Raw genomic sequence first — 19,954 nt, 5'->3', positions numbered from 1 at the left:
GTGCTCAATCGGACAGCACGTGCCGGACGAGGTCCGGGCAGTGGGTCTTCCAGTTGAGCGCGGGTCCCTTCCTCATCAGGTCCAGGTTGAGCCGGCGGGCCGCCTTGACGATCCGCGGCCGGGTCAGCGCGTCGTACGCGGCGTCGACCGATCCGAACCGCAGCGCCAGCACGCCCGGCCGGACCCGGTAGTGCGCTCGGGCCGCGCCCATCGCGCGCAGCCGGAGCCGGGTGCGCAGCTGTGACCGAGCCGCAGCCTCGTCGACGTTCAGGCGGATGTGCAGATCCTGCGGCCGCCGCCGGTCGTGGCAGACGAACAGCGTCTCCAGCGAGTGCACGGAGACGGTGAACAGGCGCGGGAAGCTGGCGGAGTTGGTACCCGGCAGCGCGGTCAGTGTCCAGAAGTCGCGCTCGGTCTGCTCCGGTACGGGCATCGTGAGGCGCAGGTACGCCCCGATCAGGCGGGCCATCCCGTCGGTGAACCGGGCGTCGGCGCGCAGCCGGTCGAACTGGTGGCGGGTCCGGCGGCGCAGGTCGGCGTCCCCCTCGCGGAGCGCGAGGGGGATCGGGCAGGGCTCGTCGCCGGCCAGCCAGCGTTCCTGCTCCGACGGGGGCAGGATCAGGTCCAGTTCGGCGGCGCCGAGCCGGCCGGCGGTGTGCACGACGTTGCGCAGCCGCACCCCGGCCGACTCCCGCCTGCGGATCTGCTCCCGCTCCTCGTCGTCGAGCCGGTCGCGGGGTACGCGCCGGAAGGCGATCTCGACGATGTCGTGCCACTTCTGGCGGTGCATGCCGAACCGGGCCACCACGTCGACGGCCTGCCCCACGTACCGCTCGCCGTCGGCGAAGGTCAGCTCGTAGATGCCGCACCGACCGCGTGACCTCGGCAGCAGGTGCGCTATCGAACCCACCCCGTCGACAGTCAACCGGTCGACCTCCGCACCGTCCACAGTGCGCGATGATAGGCACTGCTCCCGGACGTCAGGTCACGAGCCCGGGGCCGCCGCGAGTCCCGAGGTGTCCGCCCGGGTCCGGCCTCCGTCCGGCGGTACGCCGAGGGCGGCCGAAAGGTCCCGTGCGGCCTGCTCGACGCCACCGGCCGTGACCAGGGCGAACACGAACCGGTCCGGCCGCAGCACCACCAGGTCGGCGCCGTGCCGCCGCAGCCACCCGCCGAGCACCCCGTCGGCGTCCACGACGTCGACCCGGTCCGGACCGCCGGTCGCCGGTGGGCCAGCGGGCGGATCCGGCAGGTCGGCGAGCCGCGTGCCGGACGGGTGGACCGCGACGAACCGCACCGGCAGCCCCGGTCGCCACGCGCCGAGCGGGTCGGCCACACCGGCGCGGCCCAGCACGGCGAAGCCGTCGCCGAGCACCTCGTCGAGCAGACGCTCCCCGGGCGCGCCCGGAACGAGGACCCGCGGCTGGGGGAACATCGTTCCGACCACCCCGTCGCGCCGCCCGCCGGCCATCAGGCCCCGCCGGTACGCCGGCACCGGCTTGAACTCGAACCGTTCCACGAACCGCCGTACCCGGGGGATCGTCTGGACCGCCCGCAGCGCGGCGTCGCGTACCCCGGCGGTGACCCGGTTGCGGGCCAGGAAGACGCGTCCCAGCCGGACGCTCGTCTGCGCCATCTCCACGGTGTGCGGACGCCGCTCGGACTCGTACGTGTCGAGCACGGCGGCGTCGGCGGCGCCGGACAGCACCAGCGACAGCTTCCACGACAGGTTCGCCGCGTCGCGCAGGCCGCTGCACAGGCCCTGGCCCATGAACGGGGGCATCTGGTGGGCGGCGTCGCCGAGCAGGAACACCCGTCCCTCCCGCCACCGCTGCGCGACCAGGTGGTGGAAGGTGTAGACCACCGCCCGGGTGACGGCGAACCGGTCCGGGTCGACATACGGCGAGACGAGCGCGGCGATGGTCTCCGGTCGCCGCATCTCGTCCTCGGTCTCGCCCGGGCGCAGCATGAACTCCATCCGGTAGCTGCCGGCCGCCCCGGGGGACACGAAGGCCGGGCGCCGCCAGTCGCAGACGAACGTGGTGTCCGGCACCCGTACCGCGTCGGACGGCACGTCGCCGGAGACGGCCAGCCACGGCTCGGCGTAGCTCGCCCCGGACAGCGGGATCCGGACGGCGGCGCGGGTGGCGCTGCGAGCGCCGTCGCAGCCGAGCACGTACCGGGCGCGGACCGCCCGCCGCTGCCCGGTGACCACGTCGGACAGCAGCACCGTCACGCCGTCCTCGTCCTGGGTCAGGCCGACCAGCTCGGTGCCGAGCGCGAGCCGCACGTGCGGGAAGCGGTCCAGCCCGGCGCGCAGCGTGTGTTCCAGTCGCGGCTGGTCGAAGAAGCGCAGCGGCGCGTGCCCGTACCCGAAGTCCGTCTCGGACAGCCTCATCCGGGCGAACACCCGGCCCGCGCCGTTCACGTACTCGACGAGCGGCGGCGCGATCGTCTCGTCGCGTATCTCGTCGAGCAGGCCCGCCTGCTGGTAGATGCGCAACGCCTCGTCGTCGCAGGAGAAGGCCCGCGGCTGGCCGTGCGGCGTCGCGCTGCGCTCCACGACCAGCGTGGTGACGCCGCGGGCGCCGAGCAGGTTGGCGGTGAGCGCGCCCACCGGCCCGCAGCCGATGACGGCGACCTCGACCTCCTGGACCTCCTGGTGAGCCGGCGGCTGAACTGATTCCATCGTGGTGCCCCTTCGGAACGTGGTCCGGACGACTCTGCGCCGTCCGGCACCGGTCAGGGCACCAGTCCGGTGTGGAAGGGGTGTGGAGACGGCGTGGAGGCGGGCCTCCACGCCGGTCAGAAGGCGGCGAACCGGGGCAGCAGCAGACCCGCGCCCTGGCCGGCGGCGATCCGCGCGCCGAGGTCCCACTCCGCGCGGTCGCGCCGGGCCGCGCCGCGGATCCGGTGCAGCTCCGCGACGAAGACGCGCTCACCGACCCGGTCCGCCACCGCCAGCGCCTCCCCGGCCAGCGTCGCCGCGGTCTCCGGACGACCGGCGGCCAGGTACGCCTCGGCCATCGCGCACAGCGTGATGGTCCGGGTGGACCGCAGCCCGGGCCGGTAGAACTCGTCGGCGGCGGCGCGCATCGCGTCGAGCCGGCCGTGGTCGCCGCCGCGCGCCGCGGCCCACTCCAGGAAGTACGCGCCGGTAGCGGTCATGTGCGGCAGACCGGTGTCCCGCCCGATGTCCCGGCACCGCCGGCCCGCCGCGTCGGCCGCTGCCACGTCGTGTTCCTGCATCGCCAGCCAGGCCGCGTAGAGCGCCGCGTTCGCGCGGCCGTACGCGTCGTCGAGTTCATCGGCGAGGGCTTCCGCGGCGGCGATGTCCGCCCACGCACCGGCCGGATCGCCGCGCATCGAGCGTACGAGCGCCCGGAAGTTGTGGCAGGCCAGCACCGGACGCCGGCCCACCTCGCGGCGCAGCAGCGCCCGGTCGACGGTACGCAGCCGCTCGATCCCGGCGGTGAGCCGCCGCTCGCCGTCGGCCTGCCGGCCGGTGAAGTAGCCGACCGCGCCCAGCAGGTACTCCCCGGCGACGGCGAGCAGCCCGCTGCCGTCGTCGGGCGCCCGGACGAGCCGCCCGGCGAGGTCGGCGCAGATCGCGAACTCGGCCCGGTTGGCGGCCAGCTCACCGAGCGCCCACAGCGCGTGGCGGATGTCCGCGTCCGGCCCGACGAGCGCCAGCAGCTCGCGGGCCCGGGCGCAGACCCGGTCGACCGCGTCGCTGCCGACGCCCACAGTCATCTGGAGCAGGGCCGCGCGGTGCAACTGGACGGTCAGCTCGGTGTGCGCCGCGTCCGGCGACACCCGCGCGGCGGGGGCGAGCCGGAGCGCGGCACGTTCCAGGTGGCCCAGGGCGTCCTCGTAGGCGACCCGGCGGGTGGCGTCGTCGGCGGCGCGCAGCGACCACCGCAGGTGGTCCTCGCCGTGGCCCAGCCCGATCGCCTCGCCGTAGTGGTGGGCCAGTTCCGCCGGTGCGGCGCCCGCGGTCCGCTCGTACGCGGCGGCCAGCCGGGCGTGCAGCGCGGCCCGGCGCGGGGGGACCAGCTCGGCGTAGGTGACCTCGGCGATCAGCGGATGGCGGAACGCGAGCGCACCCGGCCCGGTCTCGACCACCAGCGCGGCCGGGTACGCCGGGGCGAGGTCCTCGGCGACAGCCTCGGCCGTCCTGTGCAGCGCCGCCGCGAGCACCGCCAGGTCCACGTCGTGTCCGGCGACGCTGAGCAGGTCGAGGCAGCGCCGGGTGGCAGCGGGCAGCCCGGCCAGCCGCAGCCGTACCGTGTCCCGGATGCTCGGCGGCAGCTCCGCGTCGGCGCCCGCGCCGGCCCGGGACCGCAGCAGCTCGGTGAGGAAGAACGGGTTCCCGCCGGTGCGGGTCACGAGCCGGGTCACCTGCGGCTCCGGCGGCGCCACGCCGGTGCGGTCCCGGACCAGGTCGGCGACCGCCGCGGCGTCCAGCCCGGCGAGCCGGACCTGACCGAAGCCGCGTCCGCGCGCCAGCTCGGCCACGGTCGCCACCAGGGCCGGATCGTCGTCGTACGGGCGCAGCGTGGCGACCACCAGCGCCCGGGACGCGGGCAGGGCGGTGGCGAGGAACCGCAGCAACAGCAGCGAGTCCGGGTCGGCGGCGTGCAGGTCGTCGAGGACGACGAGCAGCCCGCGTTCCCGGGTCGCCGCGTGCACGAGGTCCGCCACCGCCTCGTACACCTGGAACCGCGCCGTGGGGTCCAGTCCGCGACCGTCGGCCGGTCCGCTCGGCGCGCCCGCGGCGAACCCGTCCAGCCGGCTCGCCGACCCGGCGGCGCGGGTGTGCGGCAGCGCCAGCAGCGCGCGTACCACCTGGCTCCACAGCCAGAACGGCGGCGCCTGCCCGACGTCCGGACAGCGACCCCAGACCACCGGGACGCCGGCTGCGGCGGCGCGGGCGCCGAGCGCCGCGGCGAGGCTGGTCTTGCCGATGCCGGCCTCCCCCACCAGCGTCAGCACCCGCCCGCCCTGCCCGGTCGCCGAGTCCAGCGCCCCCCGCAGGCGGTCCAGCTCCGCATCCCGCCCCACCAGCGCCTCGACGTCCCGCTCCGGGGCCGTCTCGGCGGCCGCCCGGACGCCGGTGTCGGCAGGGCTGCCGGCGTCCTGCGGTACGGCCTGCTCCAGGATCAGCCGGTGCGCCGCCCGGATCTGCTCCCCCGGGTCGATCCCGTACTCGTCGGCCAGGATCCGGCGGCCCTCGTCGAAGACGGCGAGCGCCTCGGTCTGCCGCCCCGACCGGTACAGCGTCAGCATCAACTGCGCCCGGGCGCCCTCGCGCAGCGGATGCGCCGCCACGAACCGGCGCAGCTCCGGCAGCAGCGTCGCGTGCCGGCCCGCGGCGACGGCCGCTGTCAGCCGCCCCTCCTCGGCGCTCACCCGCAGCTCGGCCAGCCGGGCCGCCTCCGGGCGCACCGCGGCCAGGTCGGCCACGCCCGCCAGCGGCTCACCACGCCACAACGCCAGCGCCTCGGTGTACGTCCGTTCGGCGGACTCCGGCCGCCCGCCCGCGAGCGCGTCCGCCGCCCGGTCCACCAGGGCGCCGAACCGGACCGCGTCCACGGCGTCGGCGTCCACCCGCAGCTCGTACCCCCGGGGGTGGCTGCGCAGGACACGCGCCGGCTCGCGGTGGGAGCGTTGCGGTTCCACGGCCCGGCGCAGCCCGGCGACGTAGGTGCGCAGCGTGGTCTGGGCGCTGGCCGGCGGCCGTCCGTCCCAGAGCGCGTCGACAAGCCAGTCGGCGGCGACGAACCGGTTCGGGCGCAGCAGGAACAGGGCCAGCAGTGCCTGCTGCTTCGGCCCGCCGAGGGGCACCACCCGGCCGTTCCGGACCACCTCCGGCGGGCCCAGCACCCGGAACTGCACAGTCACCTCGACGACGCCCCTCGCGCCCGGCGCCGGGTCAGGCCGCCGCCATCTCACGCAACTTCAGCACCGAGCGCCAGTTGCGGGTCGTGCCGACCACACCCGTCTTCCTCTCCACGAAGGCGTTGCCGAGCTTGCTGCGCCCGTACCCGTCGGGCACGTGCACGAACACGTCCCGGCCGACGAGCGTCAGCGTCCCGGTCTCGCCGGGCGGGGACGCGAGCGCCGCCTGCTTGTCCGCGCCGGGGTCGCTGCTGAGCATCGTCACCAGCAGCTTCGTCGGATCGGTCTGCGCGTCGACGTACGGATTCGCGGCGATCATCGCGTCCAGCTCGGCCAGGCTGCGCAGCAGCACCGGCACGTCCCGGCCCCACCGCCGCGTGATGCCCCGGCCGATCTCGGCCAGGATCGCGGCCTCGTCGGTCTCCGGGCAGCCGAACACCACGTTGCCGCTCTGGATGTAGGTCGCCACCTGGTCGAAGCCGCAGGAGACGAAGACCTCCTTCAGCTCCGCCATCGCCATGGAACTGGCGCCACCGATGTTCACCGCGCGCAGCAGAGCGACGTATCTCGCCATGACTCGGGATGGTAACCGGCCGTGGCGTCACCGTGGTGCGTCAATGACCTCGACGCACCGGCCCACAGTCGCCTGCGTACGCTGTCCGGGCAGGCCGACGGCGCGAGCCGGCCGCCTCCGCGCCGGCCCCGGCACCGACATCGAGGTGGGAGATGCCGCAGCTCAACCCCGTGACGACGCAGCGCGTCGAGGCCGCCGTCGTCGCTGTCCTCGCCGTCGTCGTGACCGTCGCGGCCGGATACCCGTGGTGGTCGCTGCTCGCCCTCTTCCTCGTCTTCGACCTGTCCATGCTCGGCTACCTGCGCGGGCCGCGCCTCGGTGCCGCCTGCTACAACCTGGCGCACTCGTACGCGCTGCCGGCGGCGCTCGGCGCGGTGGCCGTGGCGGCGGCCGCGTCCGGTGACCGGATCGACTGGCTCGGCGTCCTGGCCGTCGCGTGGGCGTTCCACATCGCCGTCGACCGCGCGCTGGGGTACGGCCTCAAGACGGGCGAGGGGTTCGAGCACACCCACCTCGGCCTGATCGGGAAGGCCCGCCACACCCGGGCCACCACCGACGGACGCTGACCGCCCCGGTCACTGGCGCGGCGGCGCGCAGTTCGCGCTCGTCAGCCGCACCGAGTACTCGCGGTCGTCGGACGTGATCCCGGAGGGCACGCCGTCGAAGTGGGCCTCCACCTTCTCCCAGCCGCGGCGCTGCTCGTAGTGCAGGTGCGGGGCCCCGGAGTTCCCGGTGCTGCCGACCCGCCCGAGCTGGTCGCCCCGGGCCACCCGCTGACCGGCCTGCACCGACGGCGGTTCGAGCAGGTGCAGGTACTGCGTCTCCCACTTGCCACCGTGGTCGATCTTCACCCAGTAACCGCCGCCGCGCCCGCGCGGCCCGTCCGGATCCTGCGGGGTGCGGCCGCCCAGCGAGCCGTTGATCCCCGCGACGGTGACGGTGCCGTCGGCGGAGGCGAGCACCGGCCTCCCCCAAGCCTCCCCCGAGGTCGGGAAGAGGTCGACGTCGTAGTCGTCGTGCCCCGGATAGGTGGACAGCCGCCACGTCTCGCCGCACGCCACCGGGAGCTGGAAGTCCGGTCGCGGGCCGGGCGGCCGCACCAGCGGCACCACGACCGCCGCGACGGCGGCGAGCGCCCCGAGGACGCCGACGATCAGCAGGACGCGCGGGAGACGGGAGCCGCGAGGGCGCTCGGTGGTCATCGTTTCGAGCATGACAGGCCGTGTCCGGTGGCAGACACGGGTCTGCCGATCAGCGACGCACTGGCTAGTCTCATGGCGCTCGCCACGACTAGGAACGGCGGAACGGCGTGACGGACCATCAGCAGGTGCCGGTGTGGACCCTGGCGACGGAGCCCGGGAAGATCTCGCGGGCGGCGGAGCTTCCCGTGGACCACAAGGGCATGTCACCGGAGCGGCTCGCCGGGCTGCGGCAGGCGCTCGCCGCCTTCCTCGACACGCCGCTCGTCACGGTGGAGGCGTACCCGCTTCCGCCGATGACGGACGTCCGAGGGGGACGACTCCTCGACGCCGCGTCGCCGCTCGCGATGGAGCTCCGACGACTGCTGAAGACGCCGAATGCCGGGTCCGCGGCGACGGCCGCCGCAGGGTCGACGGAGACGCTGTACCGCATGGTGGTGCCGAGGTCGGTGGCCTCGCAGCTCGGTGACGGTCTCGTACGGTCCATGCCGTCCAAGGCCGTCGCGGGTGGCATCCACGGCGACATCCTCGGCAAGACGGGCATCGTGCAGAAGGCCACCTTCGTACCGGTGGCGGCCGACGCGTCCCGGCCAGGCGTCACGGGGGCGGTGAGCGGCACCGCGAAGGCGGCGACCACCGCCGGTATCGTCACCGCCGCGGCATCGTTCATCCTGCTCGCCGTGGCGACCGCCGCGAGCGTCTACGCCGAAGAGCAGCGTCGTAAGGCCATGGAAAGGGTCACCGAGCTTCTCGAGGAGCTGACCGCCGAGAACCTCGACGCGGAACGCGACCGCCTCCACGGCGCGACGGCGGCCGTCGAACGGGCGACCGCCCTCCTGCTCGACAAGGGTGAGGCGGGACATTCCCTCGGGCTGGACGCGGCCGTACACACCGTCGACACCGCCATCGCCGCGGCCCGACGCAGGGCGGGCGCATGGCGGGCGAAGGTCGCGGCGTTCTCCTCCGACGGGGTGGAGGTCGCCGACCTCATCAAGGCCTTCCCCGGGATCGACAAGCCCGACGGCGCCTTCCGCGTCGAGCTCCGGCTGGCTTCACTGGCCATCGCGACGAAGCGACGGGTCGCGGTGCTGCAAGCCGTGGAGCACGCCCAGAAGTCGCCCGAGCTCAGTTTCCGCCGCTTCACCGCCATGCTGCAGGACGAGCAGCGGAGCGTGGACGAACTACAGGACGAACTGCACGCGCTCCTCGGCGCCCTCGCGGACCTGCGGCTGCGGGCACCCACCAAGAGCTTCACCGATCGCCTGCTGACCCAGGGCGAGGTGAACAACCTGCTCGAATGGCCGGGCCGCCTGCGTCAGCTCGCGGCCGAGGAGACCGTGTCCGTGTCGGACCTTCCCGATGTCGAGATCGGCCTCGTCGAGAAGGAGGACGGGAAGGTCCTGGTGCTGCCCACCCGGGCGTTGCCACGAGACCGGGTCGCTTAGGGCGCGCGGACGCCGGCACAAGGCCTATCCCCTCAGCCATCGCGCGACAGCCTGGTGGTCCGCGTCGGTGAGGCCTCGACGCGCATCGACGCGGTGCATGAGCGCCGGCGCGCCGTGGTTCCCTGCTACCCACCTCCGGTCGGCGTCGGTGATCTCGTCGTCCAGCCAGACGAACCGGCGTCCGGCGGCCCACTCGACGAGTCGCCGCGTCTTCCAGTGCAGCCGACCGTCGTCGTCCTCGTCGTCCGGCCAGTCGACGACCGGCAGCGGAGGCAGGCCGAGCCGCGGCGCGAGCACCTCGTTGGCATCGTGCATCCAGGTCGTGGCCCACACCAGATCGCACGGCAACGCGGCGAGCCGGCGGCCGTGCCCGGCGTCCAGACCGGCCAGCAGCGGGTTGACACCGTCCTCCGGCGGCCCGGCGGAGCCGCCGAAGGGCAGGAGCGTCCCGTCGACGTCCAGGAACAGCAGCGGACGATCAGTCATCGCCCACCGGGCGGAGGGGTTCGCCGGTCCTGGCGTCCATCCGGGCCTCAGCCCAGCTCGACGACGGGCCGGGTCAGGATCTCGTCGGCGTATCCGTCGTCGGAGGCGGTCCACCGGCCGAAATCCTCGTCGCGGTACGCGGTCGCCAGGGTGAGCCAGCCCAGGAAGAAGCCGCTGCCGCCGCAGGTGGCACCGCCGCCGTCGCCACCGCACACGACGGTGCGCTCGGTCGTCGCCTCGTGCCGGTAGGGGTCCTGCCCGATCGCCAGACCCCAGAGGTTGTCCTGCCGGTGCGGGCCGGTCCTGTGGTCGTACGGGTAGCCGTCGCCGGGGCAGTCGTCGCCCCAGCGGAACAGCGTCGCCGCCCCGGCGCCACACGCCCACTCCCACTCGTCCGGAGTGGTCGTGCGCAGGCCGAGATCGGCCAGCCCGGCCATCGCGTCGTCGTACGAGACCTCGCGGATCGCCCGGGCCCGCACCACCTGCCCGGTCGTCCGGTCGAACTCCACGGTCAGCCCGTCACCGGAGCGGAAGGTGCGCACCCCGCCGAACCGGCCCCCGGCCGCCGCGACCAGTTCCCGCACGCGGGGGTCGTCCGGCGCCAGCGGCACCTCGCACGGGTCGAAGGCGTCCACCGCGACCAGCATCGCCGGCATGTCGACGTCGCGGACGGGCGACGTCATCGAGTCGACGAACTCGGTCAGCGACGGGAGGCCGAACTCGGCGGCGCTGTCGGCGTAGTCGGCGGCCTGGTGCGCGGCGGGACGGAACCGGGCCGCGTCGTAGCCGAGCGCCGGGCGCCCGCCGGGTACGAGCGCGAACCGCATCCCGCCGCGGTCGAACAGCGCCGTGCGGTGCGACCGGCCCGCGTACGCCCTGTTCTCCACGCAGGCCACTGTCAGCTCGTGCCGGCCGGCGATGTCCCGCGCCAGCCGGCCGGCAGCGCTGTCGGAGAGGTCGTTCCACTGCGCGGAAGTGAGATCGGCGTACGACACCGCGAAAGGATAGCCACGGGCTCCGACAACACCGGATCGACGCCGAGCTGTCCGGCTGCGCGGCAGCGCGTGACCCGTCGGCGAAGCGGTCAGGCTTCGTCGACGTCAGTGGTGAGCGCGAGTTCGCGGCCTGCTTCGATGTCGGCGAGCAACGTCGCCACGCGGGCCTTGGCCAGGTCGTAGGAGTCGGAGCCGAGCACCTGGTGCAGCGGGGCCTTGCCGCCCACTGCCACCTCGATGACGGCCGCCCGCGGCCTTGACCGGGTCGCCGAGCTGAGTGCCGGGCATGGCCAGGTGCGCCTCGGTCATCTCGCGGACCGCCTCGTAGCCGTCGGTGGTGTTCGCCGGCAGGCCGAGCGACGATGTGCGCAGGAAGTCGGTACGCGTGTACCCGGGTTCCACGACGGTGACAGTGATGCCGAGGTGCGCGACCTCGGCCGCGAGCGCGTCCGACAGGCCTTCCAGGGCGTACTTCGCCGAGCAGTAGAGGCCCCAGCCGGGGAAGGCGGTCAGCCCCAGGATCGAGGAGACGTTGACGATGTGGCCGCTGCGGGCGGCGCGCATGCCGGGCAGGACCGCGCGGAGCACGTTCCAGACGCCGAAGACCTGCACCTCGAACATCGTCCGGACCTCGGCGTCGCCCGCCTCCTCGACCGCGCCGAGGAAGCCGTAGCCGGCGTTGTTGACCACGACGTCGATCCCGCCGAAACGGTCGGTGGTGGCCCGGACTGCCGCCCTCACCGCCGCCTCGTCGGTCAGGTCGAGTTCGAGGGGAAGCAGCCGCTCGCTGTCGACCGGGCCGAGGGCCGCGGCGAGACGCTCGGCCGAGCGGGTCGTCGCCGCGACGTTGTCGCCCCGCCCCAGCAGCTGCGTGACCAGTGCGAGGCCGATGCCGCGGGACGTGCCGGTGACGAACCACGTGGCCGGACCTGCGGTGGGGTAAGGCATGGGAACTCCCGATCTCGATGTCGTCGTGTCCCCGGGCTGGGACACAGATCAATCGTGGGTACGACAGACGGCCGAGAACACAGCCGGACGAGCCCAGCGCTGCCTGGGAACGGCGTACCCACCCAGACGGTGTCGCGGACGGCGTTCGCGGCGGATCATCGAGTCATGGCGGGACACTCAGACCTGGGGCGGTTCCTCCGTCAGTGCCGGGCCGACCTGACTCCGGAGGCGGCCGGCATCGCCGCCGCGGCGCAGGGACGCCGGGTCCGCGGGCTGCGCCGCGAGGAGGTGGCGATGCTCGCCGGCGTGAGCGTCGACTACTACACCCGCCTCGAACAGGGCCGGCACGCCAGCCCGTCGGCGGCCGTCGTCGACGCCCTGGCGCGGGTCTTCCAGCTCGATGCCGCCGCCCGCGCCCACCTCGCCGACCTCGCGCGGCCGGCGAGGCGCAGCAGCCGGCAGACGCCGGCCCAACGGGTACGCCCGGCGATGCACCAACTGCTCGCCTCGATGACCGAACACCCCGCGCTCATCCTCGGCCGCCGCACGGACGTACTCGCCTCGAACGCCCTCGCCCGCGCGCTCCTCACCGACTGGACGCTCCTGCCGCCGAGGCACCGCACCTACATCAGGTGGGTCTTCCTCGACCCGGGCGCCCGCGACGCCTTCCTGGACTGGCCGACGGTGGCCGCCGACGTGGTCGGCACGCTGCGTCTCTACGCCGGGCGTAATCCCGACGATCCGCAGCTCAGCGAGCTGGTCGGCGAGTTGAGCATCAAGAGCCCTGAGTTCCGGACCTGGTGGAACGGCCGCCACGTGCACGAACGCACGCACGGCACGAAGCGGATGAACCATCCGGCGGTCGGGCCGATCACCCTTCACTACGAGGCACTCGCCCTGCCCGGCGACCCGGACCAGACACTGTTCGTCTACACCACCGATCCCGGCAGCCCGTCACACGACAACCTGCGCCTGCTGGGTTCCCTGGCCGCCCGGGCCGCGTCGACGCGTGGCCGCACACCGCCGCACGAGGCGCCCGACGCGAGCAGGACCGAGCCCTCCAGCCCCGCCTGACGGCGGCCGGGGCCGATCTCAGACGTCCACGGCCCGAGATGCCCCGGCCGGCCGGTCGCGGCAGAAGTCCCGGAACGTCCGGGGTGGCCGGCCGGTCACGTCCGCGACGGTCGTCGTGACCCGGTCCTCCGAGCCCGCGGCGACGGCCGTGTCCAGGCCCGCGAGGAAGCGGGCGTAGTCGGGCGCGAGGCCGTGAGCCTCGTGGTACGCGGTGAGCGCGTCCTCGTCGACCGCGCGGTGCCGGACCGGGCGGCCGAGGAGGTCGGTGAGCGTGGCGGCGACGTCGGCGTAGCTCAGCCGCTCGGGACCGGTGATGACGTGCTCGGTGTCGTGGGGCGCCGGGTCGGTGAGGGCACGCACCGCCACTTCGGCGATGTCGGCCGGATCGACGAAGCCCACGCGGGCGTCGCCGGTGGCGCTGACGATCTCGCCACGGTCCCGGGCACTCGCGGCGTGCGGATGGTCGCCGACGAAGTTCTCCATGAACCAGGACGGTCGCAGCACCGCCCACTCGGGGATCATCTCGCCGAGCTGGGCCTGCACCTCGCCCAGTCCCGGCGTGCCGGCCTCGATCGCCGACGAGCTGAGCAGGACGGCCCGCCGTACCCGGGCGCGGCGGGCCAGGTCCAGGAACGGCAGCATGGTCGGCGCCGGGTCGGCGTCGCCGAGGGGCGCGATCAGGTAGAGCCCTGTCACCCCGTCCAGCGCCGTGTCGTGCGTGCTGCGGTCGTACCAATCGAAGCGGACGCCCTCGGCGGACGCCCGGCGGCTGGCGACGCGGGCCCGGCGGCCGGCGGCGGCGAGTCTCGCGGCGACGAGCCGGCCTGTCGTTCCCGTGCCTCCGACGACGAGGATCATGCCCGCACCCCCTCGCCGAACAGTTCCCGCACGGCCAGGGGGTTCCAGTAGTCGCGGTAGCGCACGATCCGCCCGGCCCTGATGGTGAGGACGGCGATGTAGCGCAGGCGGTACGGCTCGCCGGTGGCGACGACGACGCCGGTGGCGGTGAACTCGGCGACGATCACCTCCGGGTCGGCGGTCTGGTGCACCGTGACGTCGGCGATCTCGCGGATGTCCAGGGTCCGCGGGTAGTCGATGAGGTAGTCGTGCAGCTCGGCGCGGCCGGCCACCCGGCTGGGCCGCCCGGCCGGCGCGAACGGGAACTCCATGACGGCGTCGTCGGCGAACAGGGCGATGAAGCCCGGCATGTCCTTGGCGAGCAGACGGTCCAGGGCCTGGTGGAACACATCGGTGGCGGTACTCGGCACTGCTGTTCCTTCCTGTCGGCGGGCCGCCCGCGGTGATCTACGATAAGCGGACGGCCGGTCCGCTTCACCATAGCGGACTGACGGTCCGTTTGCGAGAGGGGGCAGGAGTGCGTGCTGACGCCGCGCGGAATCGGGAGGCGGTGCTCGCCGCGGCCGATCGGCTGTTCGAGGCGGCGACCGACCCCGACCGGATCTCCATGGACGACGTCGCCGCTGCCGCCGGCGTGGGCAAGGGCACGCTGTTCCGCCACTTCGGCGACCGGCTGGGCCTCGTCCGCGCCCTCTACGGCGCACGCGGCGAACAGCTCCAGGCGTCCCTCGCGACGAGCCTGCCCGGCGACTCGCCGGCGGACCGCGCCCTGCATCTGCTGCGGGAGCTGGTCCGGTTCAAGCGGGCCAACCGGGTCCTCACGCTGGCCCTGGAGAACGCGGGCAGCGGAAGCCCCTATCGCAACGAGTCGTACGAGGAGTGGCACGCGAGACTGACCGCCATCGTGTCCGAGGCCCGGGGCCCCGAGTCGGCGGAGTTCCTCGCGCACGCCCTGCTGGCCGCGGTGCGCAGCGATCTCGTCGAGCACCTCCGCGACTGGCCCGACGAGCGCTGGGATGCCGGGCTGACCGCGCTGACGCGCTCGGTGCTGACCCCCGGGCGGTAGTTCCTCCGCCGGGTGCCAGGGTGGCGGGGCGTGAGCGGTGCCGCGCTCACGCCCCCACCCTCACCTGGTCCGCTCGATCACTGCGGTGAGGCGGAGCCCGGCTGTCGACACCGTGCCGCTCCCCCAGAACGACGAGGTCCCCGGGATGTTGGCCAGGGCGTCCAGGCTCGGATCGTTGCCCTCGACCTTCGGCCCGTACGCGACGCTCCAGCGCCCGGCGGTGTAGCGCAGCAGCAGCGTGCCCGGGTACTCGACGTACGGCGGAATCGGGTTCGTGCCGCTGATCCAGACGCTTCCGTTCGCGTCGCCCGCGACCGCGTAGGCCCAGCCGGCCGGTGCCGGTCCGGCCACCCGCTGCCACGTCCGGCCGTCCCAGTGCAGGATGACCGGCTTGGGGGCGGAGTCGTAGTCCTGGGTGCCGACCGCCCAGGCGTCGGTCGACGAGCGGGCCCACACGCCGGTGAGCCGGGCGCTCGGGATCGACGGCAGCGGCGCCACCCGCCACGACCCGCCGACGCGCTGCGCGATCATCGGCTCCGGGTAGGGCGCGTCGGCGACGTACCGCTCCCCGGCAGCGAACACGCCACCGTCCGCGGTGCGCGCCACCCCGCGCAGGACACCGTTGATTCCCTCCGTCCCCGGCACCGCGACCCGGCCGAACTGACCGGTGCCGCCCTCGACGACCAGCGGCCGGCCGCCGTCGTGGCCGACGAACACGGCCCGTCCGCCGCCGGTCGCGGCCACGTCCAGCAGCTCCGAGGTTCCCGCCGGGGCGGGCCACGGCGCGTGCGCCGTCCAGGTCACGCCGTCGAAGTGCCCGGCGTACGACTCGCCGAGGCGCCGGGAGCCCACCGTCCAGACGTCCCGGGCGCCCGCCGCGTCCACCTTGTACAGCAGATACGCCTGGTGCGGCAGACGCCGTTCCGTCCACGTCCGCCCGTTCCACCGCAGCAGGGCGTACGGCTGGTCGATCGAGTACCCCGTGTATGTCGACGCCTGGTAGCCCACGGACCAGGCGTTGTTCGGGCCGGCGGCGGCCACGTCGGTCAGCCGGCTCTCGTGGATCAGCGTGGGGATCGTCGCCGTCCACGTAGAAGGGGTCGCGGCCGCGACCGGCGTGACCGGTAGGAGCAGCACACCCGCCGTCAGAGTGGAGACCGTCGCTATCGACAACCCGTGCCGCGCCAGTGATCCCATGTGGTGGCCCTCTTCCCCGATCGGTGGTCGGACCTCAGCATCGCGTTCCGCAACGCTGCGCGTGCGCCCCAGCGCGGTCCCGTAAGAGAGTGGTAAGAACGGCTCCTCCGATGGGAGTCGAATGCGGCCGTGACGGCGTCGCCGTGGTCAGGCGGCGCGGCGGGCGCGGCGACGGGCTCGGAGGAAGACGGCGTCGTACCGCTCGTCGCCCCACCAGGCCCACGGAACGCCTGTCGCGTACCGGCCGATCGAGGCGAACACCGGCGCGGCCTCGGCGTCGCGGCCGGTGCGCACCAGCCCGTACGCCAGGAAGTTCGCGTCGTCGAGCCAGTCGGCGTGCCGGGTCGCCGGCTGGTGGAACCACCGGTTCAGCGCGTTGTCGAGCTCCGACTGCATGACCGGATCCTGTCGCCACCGCTCGCCGATCTCGTCGGCGGTACCGCCGTGAGGTTCGCGATCCTGCTCCCACAGCGCCCACTCCGCGGCGGCCCGGACCGGCAGCACGAGCAGTGGTGAGCCGGTAGGCGCCGTGGCGGCGACCGAGCGGGCGAAGTCGAACATCGCCTCGTGCGAGCCGCTCCACTTCCGGCAGTGGTAGGTCAGCCGGAGCACGTGGCCCTGGTGATGCCGGGGATCCCGCTTGGTCAGCTCACGCCACGTCTCCTCGACCTCCTCCAGTGACGCACTCTCGTCGATCATGAGGCGCAGCCGGTGCGCCCACGGCGTGGGGTCGTCCGGTGCGAGCCGCATCGCGAGATCGTTCACCTGCCGGGCCAGGTCCAGCAGGCGGCTGAACTCGACCCACTGCTCCCGACGGACGTTGGAGGCCCAGTCGCCGCCGCGCACCTCCCACGCCCGCGCCATCAGGGAACCGGCACGGACGAGTTGGGCGTCCGGATCGGCGGGCGCGCGCGACACCCAGCGGTCGGTCCACGCGTCCGTGGTGTCGACCCGGCCGGTCGTACGGTCGATCCGCGATCCCAGCCCACGAGCTGTCGATTCGGCGAGCACACGGACGTACCGGGCCCGGCGGTCGTAGTCGTTGCGGGTGGCGATCAGCGCCTTCCGGGCCGGTCCGATGTCGGAGCCGTACCGCGCCTGTGTGCACGCCTCGCGCAGCACGGCGTCGTCCTGCGCCGGGTTGAGGTCGATCTGGCGGGTGAGAATCCGCCACATGGTCGAGATCATGATCAGGGATGGTAGATGTCGCGGGCCCTGCCGGTGGGCCCGTCAGCCGGCTGCCGTCCCGGCGGGGCGGAGCACCGTGTCGAGCCAGCGCAGCTGCCGCCGGACGTGGACGGCCTCCCCGCCCTCGTGGCCGTTGAACGGGTACGTGTGCATCTCCCGTAACGGCACCGTCGATCCGGCGGCGGCGTACTGGTTGTACGCGGCGAAGCCGGTGCTCGGCGGGCAGACCTCGTCGCGCAGACCGATCCCGAAGTGCGCCGGGGCGGTGGCCCGCCGGGCGAAGGTGACGCCGTCCACGTACGACAGCGTGCGCCGGACCGGTTCCTCGGCCTCGCGGTGCACCGCCAGGTAGCTGGCGATCTCGCCGTACGGGGACGCCTCGGTCAGTTCGATGGCGCGCTGGATGTCGCACAGGAACGGGGCGGTGACCAGAAGCGCGGCGAGGCCGTCCACGAGGCCCGCCGCCGCGAGTGCGAGCCCACCGCCCTGGCTGTTGCCCACCGCGGCGACGCGGGCCGGGTCCACCCCGGGCAGGACGCGGACGGCGTCGATCGCGCGGACCGCGTCGGTGATGAGGCGGCGGTAGTGGTAGTCGTCCGGGGACAGGATCCCCCGCGTGGCGGGGCCGGGCCCACCGGGCGCGTCGTGCGGGTCCGGGGTGTCGCCGCGGCTGTACAGGCCGGCCTGTCCCCGGTTGTCCACCAGCAGGTGGGCGTAACCGGCCACCGGCCAGGTGAGCCGCTCGCCCGGCAGGCCCCGGCCGCGCCCGTAGCCGGGGTACTCCACCACTGCCGGCAGCGGCGCCGGTACGCCCGCGGGACGGGTGTACCAGGCCCGGACCGGTTCGCCGTCGAACCCGGCGAACGTCACGTCCCACACGTCGACCAGCCGCAGGTCGGTGGGTTCGCAACGGACGTCGACGAGCACCGGGGTGGCCGCGGCGGCGGCGAGGGTGGCCCGCCAGAACCGGTCGAAGTCGGCGGGCTCGGCAACGGCCGGTGCGTAGCGGCGGAGCTGCTCGAGGGAGATATCAATCGACGCTCTTGACACGCTGATAACGATACCCATAAATTTCCGAAAGGCTTACGACGTATTACCGGAAAGTTCCAGGCGACGGTCAGGCGGGAGGACGAGTTTGGCAGCCCCGATCCCGCGCAGTCGCCGTACGCCCTGGCGGCGGGCCCTGCGCCGGGACTGGCAGCTCTACTCGCTCGCCGTCCTGCCGCTGCTGTTCTTCCTGACGTTCCGCTACCTGCCGATGCTCGGCAACGTGATCGCGTTCCGGCGCTTCCAGCCGGGCGGCAGCATCTTCGGCGAGTACTGGACCGGGCTGCGGTACTTCCGGCTGTTCTTCACCGACCCGACCTTCTGGAGCGTTTTCACCAACACGCTCGTGCTGGGCGCGCTGACCCTGCTGTTCTGCTTCCCGCTGCCGATCGTGCTGGCGCTGCTGCTCAACGAGGTGCGCAACCGCGCCCTCAAGCGGTTCGTCCAGTCGGTGTCCTACCTGCCGCACTTCCTGTCGATCGTGATCGTGGCCGCCACGGTCCTCCAGTTGCTGTCGGTGGACGGCACGGTGAACCAGATGGTGCGCGCCGTGGGCGGTGAGCCGATCCCGTTCATGCAGCAGGCCGGATGGTTCCGGACGATCTACGTCTCCTCCGAGGTCTGGCAGACCGTCGGCTGGGGCACCATCCTCTACCTCGCCGCGCTCACCACGGTCGACGGCGACCTGTACGAGGCGGCCCGCATCGACGGCGCCAACCGGTGGCGGCAGACCTGGCACGTCACGCTGCCGGGGATCCGGCCGACGATGGTGACCCTGCTGATCCTCAACATCGGCACCTTCATGGCCGTCGGCTTCGAGAAGATCCTGCTGCTGTACAACCCGCTCACCTACCCGACGGCGGACGTGATCTCGACCTACCTGTACCGGGTGGGCATCGTCTCCGGGAACCTCAGCTACGCCGCCGCGATCGGCCTGTTCGAGTCCGTGATCGGGCTGACGCTGGTGCTGTCGGCGAACGCGATCTCCCGGCGCACGGTGGGAACGAGCCTGTGGTGAGCACGCGGGCCCGTACCCCGGCCCGTACGCGGGAACCGGCGGCCCGGCCGCGTGGCCCCCGGCCCAGCCGGGGCTACCGGGTCTTCCAGGTGGTGAACGCCGTCGTGCTGACCGGCGTCGTGGTGGTGACCCTGTATCCGTTCCTCACCATCGTGGCCCGCTCGCTCAGCGACAACGCGTACATCGTCGCGGGTGAGGTGAACCTCGTGCCGCGGGGGTTCAACCTCACCGCCTACCGGGTGGTGACGTCGGACCCGACGTTCTGGGTCAGCTACCGCAACACCGTCTTCTACACGGTGGTCGCCACGCTCATCTCCGTCGTGCTGACCACCTGTTACGCGTACGTGTTGTCGAAGAAGCACCTGCGGGGCCGGACCGCGCTGGTCGGGATCGCCGTGTTCACCATGTTCTTCACCGGTGGCCTGATCCCCAACTACGTCCTGGTCACCAGCCTCGGGCTGAAGAACACCGTGTGGGCGATCGCCCTGCCCAACGCCATAAACGTGTTCAACCTGCTGGTGATGAAGGCGTTCTTCGAGAGCCTGCCGGTCGAGCTGGAGGAGGCCGCGGCCGTCGACGGGCTGAACACGTACGGCACGCTGCTGCGGATCGTGCTGCCGCTGTCGAAGGCGATGGTCGCCACGATGGTGCTCTTCTACGCCGTCTCGTTCTGGAACTCCTGGTTCGCCGCGTTCCTCTACATGGACCGCCAGGACCTGCTCCCGGTGACCGTCTATCTGCGCAACCTGATCGCGGGCGCGACCGACGCCACGCAGACCGGCGGCGGCCTCGGCAGTGCCGGCGACGTCGTCCAGTCCGCCGCCACCATCCAGTCCGTGACCATCGTGCTGACGATCCTGCCGATCCTCGCGGTCTATCCCTTCATCCAGCGCTATTTCGTCTCCGGGATCATGCTCGGCGCCGTGAAGGGATAGCCGCCATCCGCACCACCACCCCA

19 protein-coding genes are annotated in these 19,954 nt (G+C 73.3%); 6 read left to right on the top strand and 13 right to left on the bottom strand.

Annotated features, from left to right (window positions below):
• Positions 1 to 4 precede the first annotated feature (4 nt).
• The 4 genes from IRY44_RS25525 to IRY44_RS25510 all read right to left on the bottom strand — a co-directional run bounded on the left by IRY44_RS25525 (position 5) and on the right by IRY44_RS25510 (position 6,475).
• Positions 5 to 949 (bottom strand): GIY-YIG nuclease family protein, encoded by a 945-nt coding sequence (locus IRY44_RS25525; protein ID WP_194802767.1) that lies wholly within the window; start codon positions 947 to 949, stop codon positions 5 to 7.
• Positions 950 to 985: 36 nt separating this feature from the next.
• Positions 986 to 2,689, bottom strand: coding sequence for a bifunctional 3-(3-hydroxy-phenyl)propionate/3-hydroxycinnamic acid hydroxylase (locus IRY44_RS25520; RefSeq protein ID WP_194802766.1), 1,704 nt, complete (start codon positions 2,687 to 2,689; stop codon positions 986 to 988).
• A gap of 116 nt (positions 2,690 to 2,805) precedes the next feature.
• A complete protein-coding gene (locus IRY44_RS25515) occupies positions 2,806 to 5,904 on the bottom strand; it encodes a BTAD domain-containing putative transcriptional regulator (RefSeq protein WP_370585012.1) in 3,099 nt (1,032 codons plus the stop codon).
• Positions 5,905 to 5,935: 31 nt separating this feature from the next.
• On the bottom strand, positions 5,936 to 6,475 hold the full coding sequence (locus IRY44_RS25510; protein WP_194802765.1) for a DUF1697 domain-containing protein: 540 nt from the start codon (positions 6,473 to 6,475) through the stop codon (positions 5,936 to 5,938).
• A gap of 152 nt (positions 6,476 to 6,627) precedes the next feature.
• Between IRY44_RS25510 and IRY44_RS25505 the strand changes: the two genes are divergently transcribed.
• On the top strand, positions 6,628 to 7,041 hold the full coding sequence (locus IRY44_RS25505) for a DUF4260 domain-containing protein (RefSeq protein ID WP_194802764.1): 414 nt from the start codon (positions 6,628 to 6,630) through the stop codon (positions 7,039 to 7,041).
• Positions 7,042 to 7,050: 9 nt separating this feature from the next.
• Here the strand turns inward: IRY44_RS25505 and IRY44_RS25500 are convergent, their stop codons facing one another.
• Entirely contained in the window at positions 7,051 to 7,677 is a 627-nt protein-coding gene (locus tag IRY44_RS25500; RefSeq protein WP_194802763.1) for a M23 family metallopeptidase, read from the bottom strand.
• Between the two features lie 125 nt (positions 7,678 to 7,802).
• Here IRY44_RS25500 and IRY44_RS25495 point away from each other — a divergent pair, with 125 nt between their 5' ends.
• On the top strand, positions 7,803 to 9,119 hold the full coding sequence (locus tag IRY44_RS25495; RefSeq protein WP_370585011.1) for a hypothetical protein: 1,317 nt from the start codon (positions 7,803 to 7,805) through the stop codon (positions 9,117 to 9,119).
• Positions 9,120 to 9,143: 24 nt separating this feature from the next.
• On the opposite strand, the gene IRY44_RS25490 is transcribed toward IRY44_RS25495, so the two are convergent.
• From IRY44_RS25490 to IRY44_RS25480, 3 genes are all read right to left on the bottom strand, one after another.
• Entirely contained in the window at positions 9,144 to 9,605 is a 462-nt protein-coding gene (locus IRY44_RS25490) for an HAD domain-containing protein (RefSeq protein ID WP_194802761.1), read from the bottom strand.
• Positions 9,606 to 9,652: 47 nt separating this feature from the next.
• Complete coding sequence (locus IRY44_RS25485; protein ID WP_194802760.1) at positions 9,653 to 10,600, bottom strand: hypothetical protein; 948 nt, start codon at positions 10,598 to 10,600, stop codon at positions 9,653 to 9,655.
• Positions 10,601 to 10,705: 105 nt separating this feature from the next.
• Entirely contained in the window at positions 10,706 to 11,548 is an 843-nt protein-coding gene (locus IRY44_RS25480; protein ID WP_228532787.1) for an SDR family oxidoreductase, read from the bottom strand.
• Between the two features lie 165 nt (positions 11,549 to 11,713).
• On the opposite strand from IRY44_RS25480, the gene IRY44_RS25475 reads away from it, so the two are divergent.
• Entirely contained in the window at positions 11,714 to 12,622 is a 909-nt protein-coding gene (locus IRY44_RS25475) for a helix-turn-helix transcriptional regulator (protein WP_194802759.1), read from the top strand.
• An 18-nt stretch (positions 12,623 to 12,640) separates the two neighbouring features.
• On the opposite strand, the gene IRY44_RS25470 is transcribed toward IRY44_RS25475, so the two are convergent.
• On the bottom strand, positions 12,641 to 13,480 hold the full coding sequence (locus IRY44_RS25470) for an ergot alkaloid biosynthesis protein (protein ID WP_194802758.1): 840 nt from the start codon (positions 13,478 to 13,480) through the stop codon (positions 12,641 to 12,643).
• Positions 13,477 to 13,890 carry a nuclear transport factor 2 family protein gene (locus IRY44_RS25465; protein ID WP_194802757.1) on the bottom strand — a complete coding sequence of 138 codons (414 nt, stop codon included), beginning with the start codon at positions 13,888 to 13,890 and terminating at the stop codon, positions 13,477 to 13,479. Before IRY44_RS25465 ends, IRY44_RS25470 begins: the two co-directional genes overlap by 4 nt.
• A gap of 107 nt (positions 13,891 to 13,997) precedes the next feature.
• Here IRY44_RS25465 and IRY44_RS25460 point away from each other — a divergent pair, with 107 nt between their 5' ends.
• The gene (locus tag IRY44_RS25460) at positions 13,998 to 14,546 is read left to right on the top strand and encodes a TetR/AcrR family transcriptional regulator (RefSeq protein ID WP_194802756.1); all 549 of its coding nucleotides are present in this window, start codon (positions 13,998 to 14,000) and stop codon (positions 14,544 to 14,546) included.
• 60 nt (positions 14,547 to 14,606) lie between these two features.
• Here the strand turns inward: IRY44_RS25460 and IRY44_RS25455 are convergent, their stop codons facing one another.
• The 3 genes from IRY44_RS25455 to IRY44_RS25445 all read right to left on the bottom strand — a co-directional run bounded on the left by IRY44_RS25455 (position 14,607) and on the right by IRY44_RS25445 (position 17,999).
• On the bottom strand, positions 14,607 to 15,743 hold the full coding sequence (locus IRY44_RS25455; RefSeq protein ID WP_194802755.1) for a hypothetical protein: 1,137 nt from the start codon (positions 15,741 to 15,743) through the stop codon (positions 14,607 to 14,609).
• Between the two features lie 147 nt (positions 15,744 to 15,890).
• Positions 15,891 to 16,931 (bottom strand): DUF4034 domain-containing protein, encoded by a 1,041-nt coding sequence (locus IRY44_RS25450; RefSeq protein ID WP_194802754.1) that lies wholly within the window; start codon positions 16,929 to 16,931, stop codon positions 15,891 to 15,893.
• Positions 16,932 to 16,973: 42 nt separating this feature from the next.
• On the bottom strand, positions 16,974 to 17,999 hold the full coding sequence (locus IRY44_RS25445; protein WP_194802753.1) for an acetylxylan esterase: 1,026 nt from the start codon (positions 17,997 to 17,999) through the stop codon (positions 16,974 to 16,976).
• Positions 18,000 to 18,066: 67 nt separating this feature from the next.
• Here IRY44_RS25445 and IRY44_RS25440 point away from each other — a divergent pair, with 67 nt between their 5' ends.
• Both IRY44_RS25440 and IRY44_RS25435 read left to right on the top strand, forming a co-directional pair.
• Positions 18,067 to 18,996, top strand: a complete 930-nt coding sequence (locus tag IRY44_RS25440) for a sugar ABC transporter permease (RefSeq protein WP_194802752.1) — start codon at positions 18,067 to 18,069, stop codon at positions 18,994 to 18,996.
• Positions 18,993 to 19,931, top strand: a complete 939-nt coding sequence (locus IRY44_RS25435) for a carbohydrate ABC transporter permease (protein WP_269697237.1) — start codon at positions 18,993 to 18,995, stop codon at positions 19,929 to 19,931. The genes IRY44_RS25440 and IRY44_RS25435 overlap by 4 nt, the downstream gene beginning before the upstream one ends.
• Positions 19,932 to 19,954: the final 23 nt, after the last annotated feature.

Origin of the sequence: Micromonospora sp. ANENR4, from assembly GCF_015354395.1 — a bacterium.
In the GTDB taxonomy this organism is placed as follows: domain Bacteria; phylum Actinomycetota; class Actinomycetes; order Mycobacteriales; family Micromonosporaceae; genus Micromonospora; species Micromonospora aurantiaca.
Note: the sequence above shows the minus strand (reverse complement) of the source record. Positions and strands in the feature narration are given on the sequence as shown.